Source organism: Sneathiella limimaris, from assembly GCF_012932565.1.
Taxonomy (GTDB): domain Bacteria; phylum Pseudomonadota; class Alphaproteobacteria; order Sneathiellales; family Sneathiellaceae; genus Sneathiella; species Sneathiella limimaris.
Genome location: NZ_JABBYJ010000001.1, coordinates 1276754 through 1294744 on the forward strand (window position 1 = coordinate 1276754; position 17991 = coordinate 1294744).

14 protein-coding genes are annotated in these 17991 nt (G+C 47.5%); 4 read left to right on the forward strand and 10 right to left on the reverse strand.

What is annotated here, in order from left to right; translation table 11 throughout:
• Nucleotides 1-47: 47 nt before the first annotated feature.
• The 4 genes from HH301_RS06205 to HH301_RS06220 form a co-directional block, all read right to left on the reverse strand.
• On the reverse strand, nucleotides 48-761 hold the full coding sequence (locus tag HH301_RS06205) for a DUF1217 domain-containing protein (RefSeq protein WP_169567649.1): 714 nt from the start codon (nucleotides 759-761) through the stop codon (nucleotides 48-50).
• 75 nt (nucleotides 762-836) lie between these two features.
• Complete coding sequence (locus HH301_RS06210; protein WP_169567651.1) at nucleotides 837-1247, reverse strand: flagellar biosynthesis regulator FlaF; 411 nt, start codon at nucleotides 1245-1247, stop codon at nucleotides 837-839.
• 87 nt (nucleotides 1248-1334) lie between these two features.
• Nucleotides 1335-2483, reverse strand: a complete 1149-nt coding sequence (locus tag HH301_RS06215) for a flagellin (RefSeq protein WP_169567653.1) — start codon at nucleotides 2481-2483, stop codon at nucleotides 1335-1337.
• Between the two features lie 334 nt (nucleotides 2484-2817).
• A complete protein-coding gene (locus HH301_RS06220) occupies nucleotides 2818-3189 on the reverse strand; it encodes a flagellar biosynthesis repressor FlbT (RefSeq protein WP_169567655.1) in 372 nt (123 codons plus the stop codon).
• A 348-nt stretch (nucleotides 3190-3537) separates the two neighbouring features.
• Between HH301_RS06220 and HH301_RS06225 the strand changes: the two genes are divergently transcribed.
• A complete protein-coding gene (locus tag HH301_RS06225; protein ID WP_169567657.1) occupies nucleotides 3538-9093 on the forward strand; it encodes an Ig-like domain-containing protein in 5556 nt (1851 codons plus the stop codon).
• Between the two features lie 139 nt (nucleotides 9094-9232).
• Nucleotides 9233-9520, forward strand: a complete 288-nt coding sequence (locus HH301_RS06230; protein WP_169567659.1) for a DUF6460 domain-containing protein — start codon at nucleotides 9233-9235, stop codon at nucleotides 9518-9520.
• A 3-nt stretch (nucleotides 9521-9523) separates the two neighbouring features.
• Here the strand turns inward: HH301_RS06230 and HH301_RS06235 are convergent, their stop codons facing one another.
• The 6 genes from HH301_RS06235 to HH301_RS06260 form a co-directional block, all read right to left on the reverse strand.
• Complete coding sequence (locus tag HH301_RS06235; RefSeq protein ID WP_206378196.1) at nucleotides 9524-9850, reverse strand: TraR/DksA family transcriptional regulator; 327 nt, start codon at nucleotides 9848-9850, stop codon at nucleotides 9524-9526.
• Nucleotides 9851-9953: 103 nt separating this feature from the next.
• Nucleotides 9954-10973, reverse strand: a complete 1020-nt coding sequence (locus tag HH301_RS06240; protein ID WP_169567661.1) for a 2-oxoacid:ferredoxin oxidoreductase subunit beta — start codon at nucleotides 10971-10973, stop codon at nucleotides 9954-9956.
• A gap of 1 nt (nucleotide 10974) precedes the next feature.
• On the reverse strand, nucleotides 10975-12846 hold the full coding sequence (locus tag HH301_RS06245; protein WP_169567663.1) for a 2-oxoacid:acceptor oxidoreductase subunit alpha: 1872 nt from the start codon (nucleotides 12844-12846) through the stop codon (nucleotides 10975-10977).
• A 284-nt stretch (nucleotides 12847-13130) separates the two neighbouring features.
• Entirely contained in the window at nucleotides 13131-13718 is a 588-nt protein-coding gene (locus HH301_RS06250) for a TetR family transcriptional regulator (protein ID WP_206378197.1), read from the reverse strand.
• A gap of 139 nt (nucleotides 13719-13857) precedes the next feature.
• A complete protein-coding gene (locus tag HH301_RS06255; protein ID WP_169567665.1) occupies nucleotides 13858-14586 on the reverse strand; it encodes an AsmA family protein in 729 nt (242 codons plus the stop codon).
• A 78-nt stretch (nucleotides 14587-14664) separates the two neighbouring features.
• Entirely contained in the window at nucleotides 14665-15669 is a 1005-nt protein-coding gene (locus HH301_RS06260; protein ID WP_169567667.1) for a TAXI family TRAP transporter solute-binding subunit, read from the reverse strand.
• A gap of 356 nt (nucleotides 15670-16025) precedes the next feature.
• Here HH301_RS06260 and HH301_RS06265 point away from each other — a divergent pair, with 356 nt between their 5' ends.
• Both HH301_RS06265 and HH301_RS06270 read left to right on the forward strand, forming a co-directional pair.
• Nucleotides 16026-17180: an acyl-CoA dehydrogenase family protein gene (locus tag HH301_RS06265; protein ID WP_169567669.1), complete on the forward strand. Its 1155-nt coding sequence runs from the start codon at nucleotides 16026-16028 to the stop codon at nucleotides 17178-17180.
• Nucleotides 17181-17213: 33 nt separating this feature from the next.
• A complete protein-coding gene (locus HH301_RS06270; protein ID WP_206378198.1) occupies nucleotides 17214-17987 on the forward strand; it encodes a class II aldolase/adducin family protein in 774 nt (257 codons plus the stop codon).
• Nucleotides 17988-17991: the final 4 nt, after the last annotated feature.

The following is a 17991-nucleotide window of genomic DNA, read 5'->3' on the forward strand; positions in this document are numbered from 1 at the left end:
GAAACTACCCAATCCTTGCAATTTAGGGATAATTTTTGGTTAAAATTTTATACGAATATGTTAACGCCCTGTGGCATAGGGCCAACCCCGCCGTTCGATACAGGCTGGAATAGCGATAACATCGGATTAGCCGTGGCGTCTGTATTGTTAATTTCCGTCATGATCAGGAAACGTTCGACCATCTTGTCAATCTTTGCAGGATCCTTGAAATCATCCATATCAAGTTCCTTTGCCAGACGCGCTTTCTGCTGCTCATATTCCAGCGATTGAAAGCTTTCAGGCAGGCCCAAACCAACCCTGACGACATGCATCAGTGTTTTGTCAGCCAGAACCTGAGAAACCTCTTCAACACCCCCAGCCACGCGGTCAAAATACATGGCTTCCCGGATGCCAGGCGCGTTGGTGCCTTCAAACTTTTCAAACTCGTTGGTCTTATAACCTTCCAGAATGAGGTTTACATTTGCTTCATTCTGGAAAAAGTTTGGATCAAGGTTGAGACCATACATTGCTTTAGAAAGCTTAGTCCATCTTGGCTCAACCAGTTTGTTGACGAGGCTGTTCTTATCTTCCGGATCCTCTGAAAGCATTTTTTCGACCATCGCATATTTGTCGATTTCGCTTTCGAGCTGGAACGCGGAGAGTGTAACTTTGAGGAGAGTTCGATTTTTCATTAAATCGTCAACGGATTTTACGTTGACGATTTCTTCTTTGAAGGTTTCGATATCGCGCGCAGTTGTTGGCTGAGCCTCAAAGAGTTTCATATGAGACTCTTTTTGATCATTGGCCAATTTGTACCAAAGAAGAGAACTTGTGGACGACAACTGCATGGTATCTACCTATATCGCAATTTCACTAAACGCTTGCTCACTTGTTTCCTGAACAGGTTGCGTTTTCTGCTTTGCAGCGTCGCGAAGGCCAGCCATGATATCTTTGTTGACAGCAATTAGGGGTTCTAGGTCAGTTTTAGTTCTCATAACCTGAGAAGTAAACCGGTTGACCCAAAGTGCCAACGAAATCAGTCCAGCCTTGGTTTCCTTGTTCAATCCGTTGTCTTCTGACATCAGATCTGCGTGCAATGTCAACCATAGCTGAGAATTTCTAAAAATTGCGTTAATTTTTTCTGAAGGTGAGGCTTCGGGCTTATTGGCCGCAACAAGCTCTCCAGTAATTTCTGCGAACAAACGATATTCGGTCTGTGCCGGATGCTCTGCAGAAAGATTGGCTTTTTTATAAGCTTCAAAGAACATCGTACTACTCCTGTAATCAAATCACTCAAAAAGAGAGGGGTATAAAGGAGACGGCTCCAAGAAGAGCCGTCTCGATTATTTGACTGATTAACGGAACAGTCCCAGGATAGACTGAGAAGCCGCGTTCGCAATTGACAGAGACTGGATACCCAGCTGCTCTTTAGTCTGTTCAGACTGCAGTTTCGCAGAAACTTCAGCCAGGTTGGCATCAACAAGGATACCCAGACCTTCTTCAATCTTGTCTGTCAGAACCTGAGTAAATTCAGCCTGACTTTCAAGACGGTTTGCAGCCGTACCAAGTGTTGTCAAGATAGAACCAATGGCAGTTTTTGCTCCATCCACCGCAGCGATACCACCACCGCCAACACCGTCTGCAGCGGTTACACCGCCGGAAACACCGTTAGTTGTTGTAATGGTCTGACCTGAAGCGACGACATCAATAACACCATCTTCACCAATGTTGACAGTAAGACCAGCCTCTGTGCGCATTGCTGAGGCAAGGTTACCAATCATTTCCTGGAAAGATTCTGTTGCTGTGTCGATTTGAACACCATGAACGAACGTGCCGTTAGCTTCGTCTGGAGATGAAGCCAGTGCAGTTGCACCTTCATAGAATTCAAAGACGTGAGTTTCACCACCGAAAGCAAATGTCAGAGTGTCACCAGAAGCAATTGACAAGGAGTTATCCAATGTCAAAGTGGTTTTCTCGGAAGACAGGTCCAGACCGTTAATGCCAAGACCGGTTGTTGTTGCATTCTGTTCAGCAATAGACAGAGTTGCGCCGCCAAGACCAGTCAGAACTGTCATGCCAGAAGTTGTACCACCGTTATCGAGGAGGTTAATGCCGTTAAATTCGGCTGAGCTCACGATCGTTGTAATCTGGTTTACCATTTCATCTGCTTCTGCTTGCAGGATAGTAACATCCAGACCGTCGTTTTGAGCCTGAGTGATTTTAGCCTGCATGTCAGTCAACTGATCAGAAACCTGAGTAGCTGCGGCAAGCGCCATGTTCAATGTAGCTGTACCAAAGTTCAGACCTTCCTGAACAGCTTTAAGAGCACCAACGTCACCGCGCATGCCCTGTGCGATCACGAAAGTAGATGGATCGTCAGTGGCACCACCAATTTTCAAGCCAGACTGAATCTGAGCCTGAATACTAGTCAGGTTATTCTGCGTGCTAGAAAGTGACCGCAGAGCAGCCATTGCGTTTGCGTTGGTATTAACTGAAAAAGCCATAATGTATATTCCTCATATTAGAGTAAGTCGCTGTTGCGACGAAAGCGGCTCTTTTGAGCCCCGGTTTGCTTTGAAACCGTGATAGCAATATGCGAGGAATTTCCTAATAACGAGTTAATGAATGGATCAGATTTTAGCTATTAGGAGGTGTTAACCATATAATCCGTTTATTTCTGCGGTCTAATGGCTGAGATCGAATATTATGTGTTTTCTAATTTTGAAAACAATTAAGGACGTTAGGCGGCGTTTGCCGCTCAAAAAAAGAGCATCTTAAGGGATGAAATGGGGGCAAATCGAGGGTGATTCCGGCAAGATTCTTAGAGGGGGCTTCAGCTTAGTCCTCAAGATGTTTTTGCAGAACTTTTAACGCGCCGTAGAAATTTTTCTCACCCACCATGCCGACAACTTCAAAAATCATTTCCCGCTGGGGGATGTCGTCTGTAGAGAGGAATGCAAACTGCGCCGCCTCTTGGAACGCTTTATAATGTGTCGCGTGATTTTCCGGCTCAATATACATCATCTGAACCTGCATATAGACGTTATGCAGTGGGGTCTTGACCTGATCTGGAAGCATGATATCCCGCTCACGCATAATAGAGGCATCATTTTCCAGAGAGAAATGCATTGCCTTGGTACCCGTGTTGGTAATCACGGCACCGTTCACAATAATTTTTTCTCCTGCGGGTATACGGAATTTCAAAGACATGCGTTTAAGCCCCCTGCTGTACGCTAGCAATTTTGCCAGTTAGTAATTGAATAAGCCCTTATTGACGATCTCATCAAGTCTTAAATGCATGTGAACTTAGGGTCATTCTTGTGGATACTTTATATATTACTGCAGAATTTGCAAATTTCGTATCCCCAATAAGGGCGATAAAACAATCCAAATAATTTCCATAAAATTCTAAAAAAACTCTATCTGTCACTCATTTGAGGTATGACAGCGCTTGTGCTGCAAAGTAAAGTTTCCAACAATTGAAGGAATATCTTCGCGCGAAATTACTAGAGTTGCGGACTGCCCTCAGTTAGGGCAGGGATTGAATAGGATTAGATTATGGCTAAGACAGAAAACGGCATTATCAGTGCAAGCGCCAACGGTACCGTTGTTGAAGTTGAAGGCGGACAGAATATTTTACTGGATGTCGTTAATCCCGACCTTGTGGTCTTTTCACAAGATGGCAGTGATCTGGTTATCACAAACATCGCTGATGGCGCCAAAATCGTCTTAGATGGTTTCTTTTCCCAGGCCACTACAGCTTTGCCACCGCAACTCACATTGGCAGATGGAACTGTAATTACAGCCCAAGAAGTTACTGGCCTTGTCGAAAACTTTGATCCGGATGCTGTTGCTCCTGCTGCGGGTGGTTTGCCTGGTGCTGGCGGTGGTGCTGGTTTTGGAGCCTATTTCGATGATGGTATTGGCGATGGCATTGGCATTGATGGATTGCTCGATCCAACAGAGCTTGGGTTTGGTGACGATGATATTGAAGAGTTCATTGGTGAAAATCTGGTGTTCGCTGAAGAATTGGCCGATCAGCCCGAGTTTGCGCTTAACGAAATTGGCCTAGGTTCTTTTATTTTTGATCGTGATTTCACACCGAGTGACGATTCAACCGATGGGCCTGCTTTTGCGGCGGCCTTGGAAGGGGAAAGCCTCTTTGACAAGTTGGTTGCTCTGAACAATGCCGATGTGGATAGCTTCTTGGAACTTGCAGGTGAAGGTGCTGTTGATTTCATCGAGCTTGCAAACAATACCGATGAAGAGCAATCAACAGGCGGCAATGGTGGTGATGTTGAGGGAACAACGACAATTTCTGTGATTGGTCCTGAAGGTTCACCAGTCTCCTTTGATTTGCCATCACTGACAGTTGCTGCAGGTGGTAAAGTAGTTGTCTTGCAGGCAGAAGTCGGTGGCGGGGTTGAAACCCTCTATCTGGTTTTTGATGCGGATGGCAACATCACGGATGCAGGCAACTTGGCTGACGTTGGCGATTGGCCAATGGGCAGCAACACAAGCCAGCCACTAGGCGTTCTTGTGACTTGGTCTATCGATGGCGAAGTCGGCCAACTTGATACTTTCCTCGCAAATGGTGCTCAGTTTGAGCCTGCTTCCTTGAACGAGAATTGGCAGGGTATTCCTGCAGTTGCCGCTGCTTTGGACATTTTTGGTGATAGCGATACTTTCGATGGCCAGATTTCCAAGCAGGAAGATGTGAGTGAAAAACTCTTTGATGAGTATGCGCCTGTTAGCCTGCAGCAGATGGTGGATGAAGGACCTCTTGGTGCTGACTTCTTCCACAATATCGATATCAATAATATTTTCGCACGTGTAGATAACTTCGATTCAGACGGCGCCGCTGACTGGACAACTGGTCAATCGCACACAATCGGGCTCGCAAATAGTGGTTCAGATATGAACCCACAGGATCCTTACAATGATGATATGGATCCAGGCCAACCAGCCGGACCAGGTGCGGCTGCCGGTGAAGACGCTGACAGTAACGGTCAGAACGTTATTTTGCTGGGCGATGGTGAAGACGACTCAGCCTTTATCAATGATGAGGGTGTTGTTGAAGGCGGTCGTGGGCAAGATTTCATCATTGGTGATGAAAACGACAATGAACTCGACGGCGGTGCCCATAATGACTTCCTCGACGGTGGTGCCGGTAATGATATTCTTGATGGTAGCACTGGTGGCGACGTCCTGATTGATGATCAGGGTAACGATATCTTGGTCGGTGGAACAGGAACAGATGTTCTCTTTGGTCGCCGCGGTGCTTTTGAAGACACCATGTATGGCGGTGGAGGCAATGAGTTCTTTGTTTCTGCAAAGATTGATAGCCAGTCAGAGAGCGATGAAATTGGTGATGAGGACGGTGCAACCGACTATAGCGGTGGTGACGTTCTGGTTGGTGATGAACTTTTCTTTGGCGCTTCCGGTAATGACTTCATGTATGGGGGCGGCCAGAATGACTTCCCTCAAGTGAGATTGGCGGCAATCAGCGATAGCATGTATGGCAGTGAACTTGAGTCCGAAGAAGATTTCATGCGGGACATCATCGTTGCTGGAGATGGCCACGATGTGATCTTTGGTGATAATGCTAATCTTCCTGATTACGGCCCAGGTGTGACTTACGAGTATTGGTATTATCTTTTCGAGCCAATGTATTACGTAGGTCCACAAGAATTCCCTTACTTCCTCGAAAGAATGGTTGAGCTTAACTATGGCGGTGCTGACCTCATTTATGGTGGTTGGGGCAACGATATTATTCTCGGTCAGGGCGGCGACGATCTGATTTTGGCAGGTCATGGCAATGATATTGCGCTAGGTGGTTCCGGCGATGACGTTATTCGCGGTAACCTAGGTTACGATAGCCTTTACGGTGGTACTGGTGACGACACCATGTATGGCGGTGGCGACAGCGACTACATGATGGGCATGGAAGATGACGACCTCATGTATGGCGGTTCCGGTTACGATTCCATGTATGGCGGCTCTGGCGCTGATGTCATGTATGGTGAGGGTGACAGCGACTTCATGTACGGGAACTCCGGCAATGACATTATGTCAGGCGGTGAAGGCGCTGACTTCATGTACGGGAACTCTGGCAACGATATCATGTATGGAGATGGCGGAAACGACGCTATGTATGGCGGATCCGGCAATGACCTGATGATCGGCGGTGCCGACAACGATACCATGCTCGGTGAAAACGGTGATGATACGCTCTATGGTGGCATTGGCGCAGACTCCATGCGTGGCGGTAGCGAAAACGACGCTATGTATGGCGGCGCCGACAATGACTTTATGATGGGCGAAAGCGGCGACGACACCATGCATGGTGGGTCTGGAAATGACTCCATGGTGGGCGGTTCTGGCGAAGATCTCATGTATGGCGGTGCCGATAATGACATCATGTACGGTGGTACAGAAGATGACGTTATGTATGGTGGCTCAGGTGCCGATTTCATGGTCGGCGAGTCCGGTGATGATCAGATGTTTGGGGGCGCTAATAACGATCTCATGGTAGGTGGGTCTGGTAACGACTCCTTATTTGGTGGAGCTGGCTCCGATCAAATGTTCGGTAACGACGGCGATGACGTCATGTACGGCCAATCCGGTATGGATTTCATGTACGGCAACTCCGGCAATGATAGCATGTTCGGCGGCGCTGATGGCGACTTGATGTACGGTCAGTCCGGTGATGACGTTATGTACGGAAATTCCGGTGCCGATTTCATGTATGGCGGTTCTGGTAACGATAGCATGTTCGGCGGTGCCGATGACGACTTGATGTATGGTCAGTCTGGCGATGACGTTATGTACGGAAATTCCGGTGCCGATTTCATGTATGGCGGTTCTGGCAACGATAGCATGTTCGGCGGCGCTGATGGCGACTTGATGTATGGTCAGTCTGACGATGATGTCATGCACGGTAACTCTGGTGAAGATACCATGTATGGCGGTGATGAAAACGACACCATGTTCGGTGGTGGCGATAATGACCTTATGTTCGGTGAAGACGGCTCTGATGAAATGTCAGGCGGAGCTGGCAACGACTCCATGTTTGGTGGTGGTAGCCGCGACACCATGTCTGGCAATTCCGGTGATGATTACATTGATGGCGGACGCGGCGCAGATCTGATTTACGGCAACAGCGGTAATGACGAATTGTTCGGCGGGCGTGGTCGGGATACCATGTATGGAGGAGCTGACGACGACACTATGTCAGGTGATCGCGGTTCTGATGAAATGTACGGTGGCGCTGGTCTTGATATCATGACAGGTGGTCGTGGATCAGACACCATGCTTGGTGGTTCTGGTAACGACTCTATGTCCGGTGATCAGCATAATGACGACATGTCAGGTGGATCCGGTGACGATACTCTGGATGGTAACTCCGGTAGTGATGATGTTGCGGGTAATTCTGGCGATGACATCCTGCGCTGGACAATGTCGGAAAATGCTGGTGCAACTGACAACTACAATGGTGGATCTGATACCGATACGCTTGAGCTTTACTTTACGGCGGCTGAGTTCGCTGCCCATGAAGCTGCAATTGCTAAATTCTCAAACGATGTTGAAGATTTTGGTTCCGGCACATTGACGGTCGACGGCCGCATACTGAATGCAAGCAACATTGAATATGTTGCTGTGCATGTGGATGGCGAGGAAGTTCCTGTTCTGATTGATGATGAATTCACAACAGATGAAGATACGGATCTGAACGAGCAATTGACTGCAGATCCAAACGAGCAGGACTTTATTCCAAACGCTCAGATTACCAATTTCCATACACCTGGTGCGGTAGCCTTTACCTTGCCGTTGACAGCGGTTGTTGTGAATTATGACGCTTCTGACTGGGTACAGGTTGGCGATGTCTGGACACTTGATCTTGTTGACGGTGGTGACGACTATGGTGACTTGATTGTCAATGCGACAAATCCAGAGGCGGTTACTGTCACCCTGGATATCCCACAAGGGGACAACACCATCTGGGATCCAATGGATACTGGTGATACTGCCAAGATTGTCTTCAAGTATTCTGCAGATGTAGAAGGAACTGAGGACGCTACGGTCACCATCAATGTGAACGGCGTCAATGACGGTCCGGTAGCGGCTGATGATATTGTGATTACCAATAGTCTTGATCCAATTTATGTTCCGAAATCAGGTCTTCTGGCAAATGATACGGACATGGAAGGTGATGACCTGAGTGTCAGCGCCGTAACGGATCCGGCGAGTGATTACGATCCAAACTTTGCTGTTCTTGATGGTGCAAACCGGATTGATAGTCTGGATCCAGCAAGCCTGACTGCTGGCGGCTCAATTTCTGAAAATATTCCAACGGAAGCTGGTGAAGAGCTGACCCTGACCTTTACATTTGATCCGATGGTATTTGGAACATCAGACTCTATTGAAGTTTGGTGGAATGGAGAGTTGCTTGATACAGTCTCTGGTATTTTCCCAGGCGAGACACAGCTGCAGTATGATGTCGTCGGTGCCGACGGGGAAACCGACACATTGTTGGAATTCCGGGGTATCTCTAATGACGGAACGCTGGACCCAGAAATTTCAGGCGTTCATATTAGCAACCGGGACTTTGACTATACTGCTGACGATGGCGATGCAACTGACGATGCTCATGTTGATGTCTTCTATCAGACAGGTCATGAGCTTCAAGGTGGTGATGCCAATGAAATTATCGTTGGCGGTGAAGAAGCCGATACAATTCGCGGCGGTGCTGGTGATGATACGATCCTCGGCGGTGAAGGGGATGATGTCCTTATCGGCGGCGAAGGTTCTGATGTCTACATGTTCGGCTATCCGGAAAATGAAGACGATGGTCATGATGAAATCCGTGGTTTTGATGAAGAGGAAGATGCCATTGATCTGGATGCTATTTTCGATGAGCTTGGCGTTGCCAATATCGAGGACCGGGCAGATCTGATCAATATGGAGCATGTTGACGGGGATACAGTTATCACCATCGACGGTAAAGCTGACTTCTCCATCACAGTTGATGCGGTGGAACTTGGCGAAACAGACGGCGCTTTCAGTTCAGCTGAGTTGCTTGCCAGAGGAATTATTGTGAGCGATGAAAGCTGATCAGCGCTGATAATTCACTAGTTAAAAGAAAAGCCCGGTAGTCTCTATCGGGCTTTTTTCTGTTTTGACTGGCAACTGTCAAAAACAGGTCTTATGATCGGTTGCTTATCGTTGAGCGGGATGTGGAGCAGGCAAGCATATGCCAAACAATATCGGATCTTTAATTGTTAAACTACTGATTGGGTCATTTCTGGTTGGCTGGGTTTTAACCTGGCTGGAAATTACACCGCTTGAGTTGTTTGAAGATCTGACAGGAACGATAGGTGCAATTTATCGGTGGGCACTTTCGACAGTTAGATGGGCGGCTGAATATATTCTGTTAGGGGCTGTTATTGTCTTGCCAATCTGGGGAATTGTCGCTTTTTTGAATTACTTACAAGCGAAAACCAAGAGGCAGAAGCGGGCCGCTCGGAAAATGGACGAGTAAGCCCTATTTAGATGCGCAGTCGATACAGGTTGGAGTGCTGGGATCAAGCTCCAGCCTCTTGTCCGCGATTTTTTCTTCACAGGTAACGCAGTATCCATAATCTCCGGATGCAATACGTTCTAATGCGGCCTCAATGCGCTTAAGTTCCACTTCTCTGCGCCTGCGCGTTTCTTGAGCCATTGCTTGCCCTTGCAGCGCGTCCATACGGGACAGGCGCCCCATACGCGTCTGATCGAGTTCGACTGGATCGTCATCAGTGTCACTACTCTCCATGATGGCAAGTAGCCTTGCTTTTTGTTCCAGCAATTTGACTTTCGGATCATTGGTCAACTGACATCTCCCTCCATCGGGAGCATATCAGCTTTTACACCAAAACAAAAAAGCCGATGCGTAGAGCATCGGCTTTGGAAATTTTGATCGTAACTACAGAACCTTAGACTTCCCAAGTGTGCCCTTGACGAAGAAGAGCATCCAGAGAGGGTTCTGGGTCATACGCTTTAGCTTGTTCAACTTGTTTAGTCATGTTCTCATCATACGTTGCAGCTGGATTGCAATAGATAACGCCAAACGCTGTCGGGAAGTCATCCCCCCCCATTTCAGCAATCAAACTTGCAAGAGACTTATTGGTTTCATCGTGAACCAACAGGTCGGATTCAGTGATGCCATCCTGACCGAGCGTGACAACCTCAAGGCTGAAGGTCAACGGATTAAAGCGAATGCCTTTGTCACTATCTTTGCCAAAGATCATTGGCTCTCCGTGGACCAGATGCAATTGGCGGTCAGAGGCCACGTCACGTGCCAGAACATTGTCAAAAACGGCATCATTATAAACGATACAGTTTTGCAGAATTTCAACCAATGAAGTTCCTTTATGGGCATGGGCCCGTTTCAGGATTTCTGGCAATGTCTTTTGAGTGTCATAACCGCGGGCAATGAAATGTCCACCGGAACCAAGAGCAAACACACATGGTTTCAATGGGCTTTCCACTGAACCGGTCGGAGAAGAAGGCGTTTTTAACCCGGTCTCGGATGTTGGGGAATATTGTCCCTTTGTCAGACCATAAATCTCGTTATTGCAAAGCAAGATTTGCATGTCTGCATTCCGGCGAAGCGCGTGGAGCATATGGTTCCCACCAATACTAAATCCGTCGCCATCACCTGTGACCATCCAGACATCCAATTCAGGGTTTGCAAGCTTGATGCCTGTTGCAAAAGCTGGCGCCCGACCATGGATTGTATGAAAGCCGTAAGTTGACATGTAATACGGGAAGCGGGAGGAGCAACCAATACCAGAAACAAAAACATAGTTTTCTTTCGGTGTGTCCAGATCCGGTAAAGTCCGTTGTACGGCTTTCAGGATCGCATAGTCACCGCAACCAGGACACCAGCGGACTTCCTGGTCAGAGGCAAAATCCGCAGGTTTCATTTTATCTTTGGGTGCAATCACATTCATCTCAACTCTCCAATGCAGCGTCGATCGCAGCTTCGATTTCGCTGATTTTGAACGGTTGTCCGGTTACCTTTGTCACCGGTATGGCGTCCAGCAGATATTGATCCCGAAGGACAGTTTTGAGTTGGCCATCATTCATTTCAGGAACAATGACTTTCTTGTAACCCTTGAGCAGTTCTTCCAGGTTAGCTGGGAATGGCCACAGGTGACGTATATGAATATGGGCAACTGACTTGTTTTCACTGAGCTTGTTCGCAACAGCGCGACTGATGGGTCCAAAGGTTGATCCCCATCCAACTACAGCAAGATCACCGGTCTCAGGTCCCTGTTCAGGTTTTGCCTTCGGTATGTCGTTGGCAATATTCAGGATCTTGTCACGACGAAGATCTGTCATCCGCTGATGGTTAGCAGGGTCATAAGAAATATGACCTGCACCGTCTTCTTTCTCAATACCGCCAATCCGGTGCTCCAGTCCGGGCGTTCCAGGAATAGCCCATTTACGAGCCAGTGTTTTTTCATCCCGATCAAATGGATGGAAGTCTTCCGGGTTCGTTTCGTGAGTAACTTTGAACGGTTCACGATCTTTCATGGAAGGGATTAACCAAGGCTCTGCCGCATTGCCGATATATCCGTCGGTCAGCAGCATAACAGGTGTCATATATTTCGTGGCAATCCGGCAGGCTTCAATCGCAGCCTCAAAACAGTCGCCCGGACCATGGGCAGCGACAACTGCCAGTGGTGCGTCTCCGTTTCGCCCATAAACTGCCTGATAGAGATCAGATTGTTCAGTTTTTGTTGGCATGCCTGTGGATGGACCTGCACGCTGGGAGTTCACAATGACCAACGGCAATTCTGTAGAAATTGCAAGGCCGATTGCTTCACCTTTCAAGGCGATACCAGGACCAGAAGATGAGGTGATTCCCAATGCACCTGCATAAGAGGCTCCAATCGCGGAGCAAATAGCGGCGATTTCGTCCTCAGCCTGGAATGTCTGAACCCCAAACTGTTTCAGTTTAGCGAGTGAGTGCAGGATGGGTGAGGCGGGTGTAATTGGGTATGAGCCAAAGAAAATATCAAGCCCAGCTAATTCCGATCCAGCAACAAGTCCCCAAGCCAGTGCTTCTGCACCTGTTACGGTCCGATAGAGGCCCTTCTTCATTTCCGCAGGAGCAACTGAGAAAAGACCTATACTATCTGATAGTTCGGCGGCTTCACCATAAACATGGCCGGCATTCAGGGCGGCTATATTGGCCTCAGCGATTTCAGGGCGCTTGGCAAATTTGGCTTTCAACCAATTAACAGTGTCAGTCCTGTCTCGGCCGTAAATCCAATAGACAAGGCCCAGAACCCAAAAGTTTTTGCATCTCAGGCCTTCTTTTTGGCTAAGGCCAAAGTCTTTTACAGATTCCAAAACATGCCTGGAAATATCGACTTCCAAAATGTTGTAATCAGAAAGGGATCCATCCTCGAGTGGATTCTCATCATAGCCCGCTTTTTTCAGGTTTCTGGAATTGAAAGAACCTGTGTCGACAATGATGCTACCGCCTTTTTTCAAGCGGTTGATATTCACTTTGAGCGCTGCGGGATTAAGCGCGACGAGAACATTCGGATCATCGCCGTGAGTTTCGATATGTCGTGCGCCAAAATTGATTTGGAAAGCGGAGACACCAAAGGTTGTTCCGACAGGTGCCCGGATCTCGGCCGGAAAGTCTGGAAACGTTGCCAGATCATTCCCTGCCAATGCAGTTGTGTCCGTAAAACGGCTACCTGTGATCTGGATTCCATCCCCTGAGTCGCCAGCAAATCTGATGACAACTGATGGGAGGGCAGTACGGCTTTCAGGGCCGGCTGCCAATTCTGCTTTTAATTCACTCAACTTTGCTACTCGCTTCTAATTGGTGCAGCATCTTGAGGATGCGATGAAGCATCCTTTTCCTAGCTCAAGCGGTTATTAATCCATAAATGGCTTTCCGCCAGTTTGTTCCCGATCAATAACCTTCATATTTACGCATATGCGCTTGCCGTCAACCGGCTTTAGCCAATTTCATATGCCAATATTGTACGCACTCATATGATAATCAACACATCAAGTCCAATATATTTTATAAATTAAGTATGTAAATAAAAAAATATAACACAAAAAATATGTATAAATAACTTTTAGTCTTTTAATCCATCACGCAATAGTCGAACGAAGAAAGACCCAATTTGTTCAGGTGTCTGACCACCTGGCCGGTACCAACTCGAAGACCAGTTAAGCGATCCTAATAAGCTCAATCGAAGTAAGGTTGGATCTACATCTGAGGGCAGGGGGAGGCTGTCAATTAGGTTGCTAAAGAGCTTGTCATAGCTGTCCCGAATTTCAATCAGTCGAATACGAAGTGCTGGTGAAGTCCGAGAGATGTCTGCGCAAAGGAGGATTGAGAAATTATTTCCGCCAAAAAGGGTATTCATATGGGCGATTGCAGCCTTATCAAGGCGCTCCCACGGATCCTCAATAGCCTCAATCGCTTCTAGAACCGCTTCAGTAATCAGACGCGTTCCTTCCTCGTAGGTCGCGATGATGAGATCATCTTTTGAAGGGAAGTGATAATACATTGAGCCAGCCAACATTCCGGCTTCCCGAGCGATATCCCGCATAGAAGTCGCGTCATATCCCCGTTGATTGAATAAATGGGCCGCCGCCGCCATCAATTCCTGGCGCCTGTTATCACTGCGATAAGGACTATCGCTTGATGTTTCAGTCACTACACTCCCCCAAACACACGCTTTTGTTTTTTAAATTTACGCATGGGATCGCCAAAACGGCAATACAAATGTCATTAAATGGGGCTTTCGTTGGATGTTTTGCCTAGCTTTGTTCTCCATACTTATAGCATGAAGTTCCTTATTTGATCAGATCCTTAAAGAGCTTTATTGCATTCTGAGTCTCATCAAGGGCGCCGTTCATGATGTTGCGGGCCTGTTCATCTAGAGGCAAGTCAGTCTCAAGTGCGGCAATTGTGCTGGCCCGCAAAATCTGGATAGTCAGAAGTTCGGCAAGTTGAGCGGTTGTCACCCCACCTTGATCAACACCAACGCCTGACAGGCTGATCGTTTCAAGTGTTGCTGTTTTCTTTGCGCCTTGGAGGCTATCTGAAACGACAACTAAAACACCATTTTTGAGCTGTAGGGACTCAATAATCAGCTTCTTGCTATCCGCGCCAACCCCTGTAGTTATTGAGCGTTCGATCTGCTTTTTTAAGGTACGAAGATTATCCGTATTGTCAGCGATTTCATAAAAGACCTCAAAGGAGGGGACGACGAGGGATTTGATGTGAAGAGCTTTGCTATTTAAAGTTTCCAGATCGATCCAAAGTTCAGTTCGGTCGAAGTTGAACGCGAGCTCAGAATTAAATCCCGCAGGGTTTGCCACTTGTAATCCGTCAATTGCAGCGAGGCCGGAAGTCGTTGAAAAGTCAGCCTCCCCCACAGTAACACTGGTTTGCGTAATATCACTTCCCTGTTTCGCAAGTGTTTCGGAGATAACGGAGCCAATGGACGCGTATATAAAAGCCACCCCGCCAATAAAGACTAGCAGGATGAGGGAAATCGCGATCAACACACCTTTTTTCATGAGGCAACCCGTTTTAAGTTTCGATATCGTGAGCCACGCAATAGCACAAGATCGAACGGGGGAAAAGTCTGGGTAAGTCTATTCAATTGGTTTGGAAAGTGCATCCGCCCGATAAACTTGCCATTCGTATGCGAAATTCTTAGGTGACGGTGTCTGTTTCGAGAAGTCGTCAAAGCTTTTGACGAGGCGTTTTTGTCGGCTTACTAAGAATTCCTGATGGATTTGCGCTTGCGGGGTCCAAATACCCAGCTCCTTGAAATAGTCAACGGCCCCTTCATGGTATGGCAAAATCCATGAAAAGTTTTGCCAGGTTGGGTGCCAGTTTTCCCCACCAGCAACGCGTTCTGATAAGTCGTTCAAGTTTTCAGAGATTAGCTTGGTGAGTTGGTAGACCTTCTCTCTGTCCTCTGATGCAGATGTAACGAGAAGCGGATAAGGACTGGTCAGGCCGATACCCGGAAATATATTTGAGCTTTCTATATAGGGCGCTGCCGATTTCAATCGTGACCACGCGGCCTTCTGATTCGGATCGATTTTTGCCATTTGGTACGGACGGCGTGGGGCTGTTTGTTGTTGATCCGCACTTGATCCCAAGGGAACGATGATTGCCGACAATTGACCTTTTTCATACCCGATCCTAGCTTGCTCAAAGTTAGGGTAAGTCATTTGCTGAACGTCTTGCCAAGTCAGTCCGCCATAGGCAAGAAATGCAGTCATATAAGCGTTTAATTGAGGTGACTTTCTGATCCACGGAACAGGTTGGTTTCGAAGGTCTGAAACTGCTTTAGATCCAATGTCTGTTGATAGTCCAAGACCAACTGCAAAATTTGTTTTCGAGGCTAAAACCAGCCTGATTTCAGAGGGACCACTATTTTCGGTGTCATAGCCAAGTAAGCCTTCCTGCGCATAGTACACATCAACATCACAGATGCAGAAATCTGCGGATCCCTCCATGAATGATTTTGTTCGGGTAATAGGATCACTAACTGGTCGGATCTCGATATTAGCGTTGCCTGTTGCTAGCAGGCTGTCCTTGATCGCCAAGCCCTGCACAAACCCTCCGGAAAGGACGCTATCACTCAAAATTGTTGCCGCAAAAGGTTTTGAGCTTTCATCTGCTTTTATTGTTCCAGCGAATAGAAGCAGGCTTATGATGGAAACTAAATGGAAAACAAATGAGAGGCTTCGGGTCAATGGCTTACCTGTCTGGTTTCGATGAAACGTGCTAGGTCTTGGATAGTAGAACAGGACAATGCGTGTCGAGGGTTAATTTTTAAACGGTCACTTTTGTCCTTTTGAAAATATCGGAGAGACATCTTTTCATTTGCTCACTTTAAAAATACAATAGAGCGTCGAAAAAAACGAACGGAAGTCAGCCGTCCCCCTATAGGCTGGTTTCGAAAGGCTCAAAACAACGAATAATAATAAAAGGAAATGGAATGGCACTTGACCAGGATACATTCAATCAAGTGAAAGACGCAGTTAGCCGGTTTGTCCGCGAACGGTTGATCCCTGCGGAAGACATTGTTGAAGAAACAAATGATGTCCCAGAGGATATAATTCAAGATATGCGGGAGCTAGGCCTGTTTGGCCTTTCCATCCCCGAAGAATATGGCGGGCTTGGCCTGAGTATGTTGCAAGAGTGTGAAGTTATTCACGAGCTTTGCAAGGCTTCACTCTCTTTCCGTTCCGTTATCGGGACGACTGTTGGGATTGGAAGCCAGGGCCTTGTCATGACCGGAACGGAAGAGCAGAAGAAACAGTATCTGCCAAGATTGGCGACTGGTGAAATTAGCTCATCCTTCTGTTTGACGGAGCCCGATGCCGGGTCTGATGCGGCATCCCTTCGCACAACGGCCGACCGTGATGGTGACTATTATGTTTTGAATGGCACCAAGCGCTATATCACGAATGCTTTGCGGGCTGGGATGCTGACCGTGATGGCACGGACTGACCGTAATAATAAAGGAGCTGGCGGCGTATCCGCTTTCCTTGTCGATCCGGCCACAGAAGGTGTCCATATCGCGAAGGCTGATGAAAAAATGGGTCAGCGGGGCACGAAAACCAGTGACGTCATTTTTGAAAATGCGCGTGTTCCAGCATCAGCCCTACTAGGGGGTGAGGAAGGTCAAGGTTTTTACACCGCCATGAAAGTCCTGGACCGTGGCCGTTTGCACTTGAGCTCCGTCGCGACAGGCATCTCCGAGAGAATTTTGGAAGAAGCTCTCAACTATGCGGCTGAACGAAAGCAGTTTGGCAAGGTTATCGGTGAGTTTCAGCTGGTTCAGGCGATGCTGGCAGATAGCAAGGCCGAGCTTTATGCTGGCGTTTCCATGACGCGTGATGCGGCTAAGAAATTCGATTCTGGTGATGATATTTCCATGCTGGCAGCATGTTGTAAGATGTTTACAACTGAAGCTGCAGGCCGAATTGCTGACCGTGCTGTTCAAATTCATGGCGGTGCGGGCTATATGGCAGAATATAAGGTGGAACGGTTCTATCGCGATGTGCGCCTGCTACGTCTTTATGAAGGGACGACGCAGATCCAGCAAATGGTGATCGGACGGAACATGCTTAAATCTGTTCAAGGGTAACAGATCAAAAAAACAAAAAGAGAGGAAAGAGCTATGGGTGTAGATTTAATCGAAGATATGGTCCCAAGCCTTAAGGGCAAAGTGTCTGAAGAGGAATGGCAAACACGGGTGGACTTGGCAGCTTGCTATCAACTTGTTGCCCACTATGACATGTCAGATCTTATTTTCACCCATATCTCGGCTCGGATCCCGGGAACAGAAGATCAGTTTCTGATCAATCCGTATGGTCTCTTTTTTGATGAGATTACGGCCTCCAGTCTTGTGAAAGTTGATATCGACGGCAATGTGCTGGATGAAACTAAATTTCACATCAATCCAGCTGGTTACACAATTCATAGTGCGGTTCATGGTGCTCGTCATGACGTTGATTGTGTATTGCACACCCACACGCGAGCTGGAATGGCTGTGTCAGCTCAGAAACAAGGGCTTTTGCCCATTTCGCAGCATTCCATGATGTTCTATAACCGTCTCGCCTATCATGGATATGAGGGCATTGCCCTTAATCTGGATGAGCGTGAACGTCTGGTCAGGGACCTGGGTGACAATATCGCAATGATCCTTCGGAATCACGGATTGCTGACTGTGGGCTCTACAGTTGCCGAAGCGTTCCGGCGGATTTTCTATCTCGAAAAGTCATGTCAGGCTCAAATTGATGCGTTGGCAGGCGGATCTGAAATTATTATCCCCCCTGTTGAAGTGTGTGAAACTGCACTTGGCCAGTTTGCGGCGAATGATGGAAAATTTGCTCTTGAGTGGCCTGGGCTTTTACGAATCCTAGATCGTAAAGGAAGCAACTTTAGATACTGACATC

Excerpts from the sequence above, each read along its gene's own strand:
- HH301_RS06205 (WP_169567649.1), bottom strand. The coding sequence starts at position 761 with ATGAAACTCTTTGAGGCTCAGCCAACAACTGCGCGCGATATCGAAACC.
- HH301_RS06210 (WP_169567651.1), bottom strand. The coding sequence starts at position 1,247 with ATGTTCTTTGAAGCTTATAAAAAAGCCAATCTTTCTGCAGAGCATCCG.
- HH301_RS06215 (WP_169567653.1), bottom strand. The coding sequence starts at position 2,483 with ATGGCTTTTTCAGTTAATACCAACGCAAACGCAATGGCTGCTCTGCGG.
- HH301_RS06220 (WP_169567655.1), bottom strand. The coding sequence starts at position 3,189 with ATGTCTTTGAAATTCCGTATACCCGCAGGAGAAAAAATTATTGTGAAC.
- HH301_RS06225 (WP_169567657.1), top strand. The coding sequence starts at position 3,538 with ATGGCTAAGACAGAAAACGGCATTATCAGTGCAAGCGCCAACGGTACC.
- HH301_RS06230 (WP_169567659.1), top strand. The coding sequence starts at position 9,233 with ATGCCAAACAATATCGGATCTTTAATTGTTAAACTACTGATTGGGTCA.
- HH301_RS06240 (WP_169567661.1), bottom strand. The coding sequence starts at position 10,973 with ATGAATGTGATTGCACCCAAAGATAAAATGAAACCTGCGGATTTTGCC.
- HH301_RS06255 (WP_169567665.1), bottom strand. The coding sequence starts at position 14,586 with ATGAAAAAAGGTGTGTTGATCGCGATTTCCCTCATCCTGCTAGTCTTT.
- HH301_RS06265 (WP_169567669.1), top strand. The coding sequence starts at position 16,026 with ATGGCACTTGACCAGGATACATTCAATCAAGTGAAAGACGCAGTTAGC.
- HH301_RS06270 (WP_206378198.1), top strand. The coding sequence starts at position 17,214 with ATGGGTGTAGATTTAATCGAAGATATGGTCCCAAGCCTTAAGGGCAAA.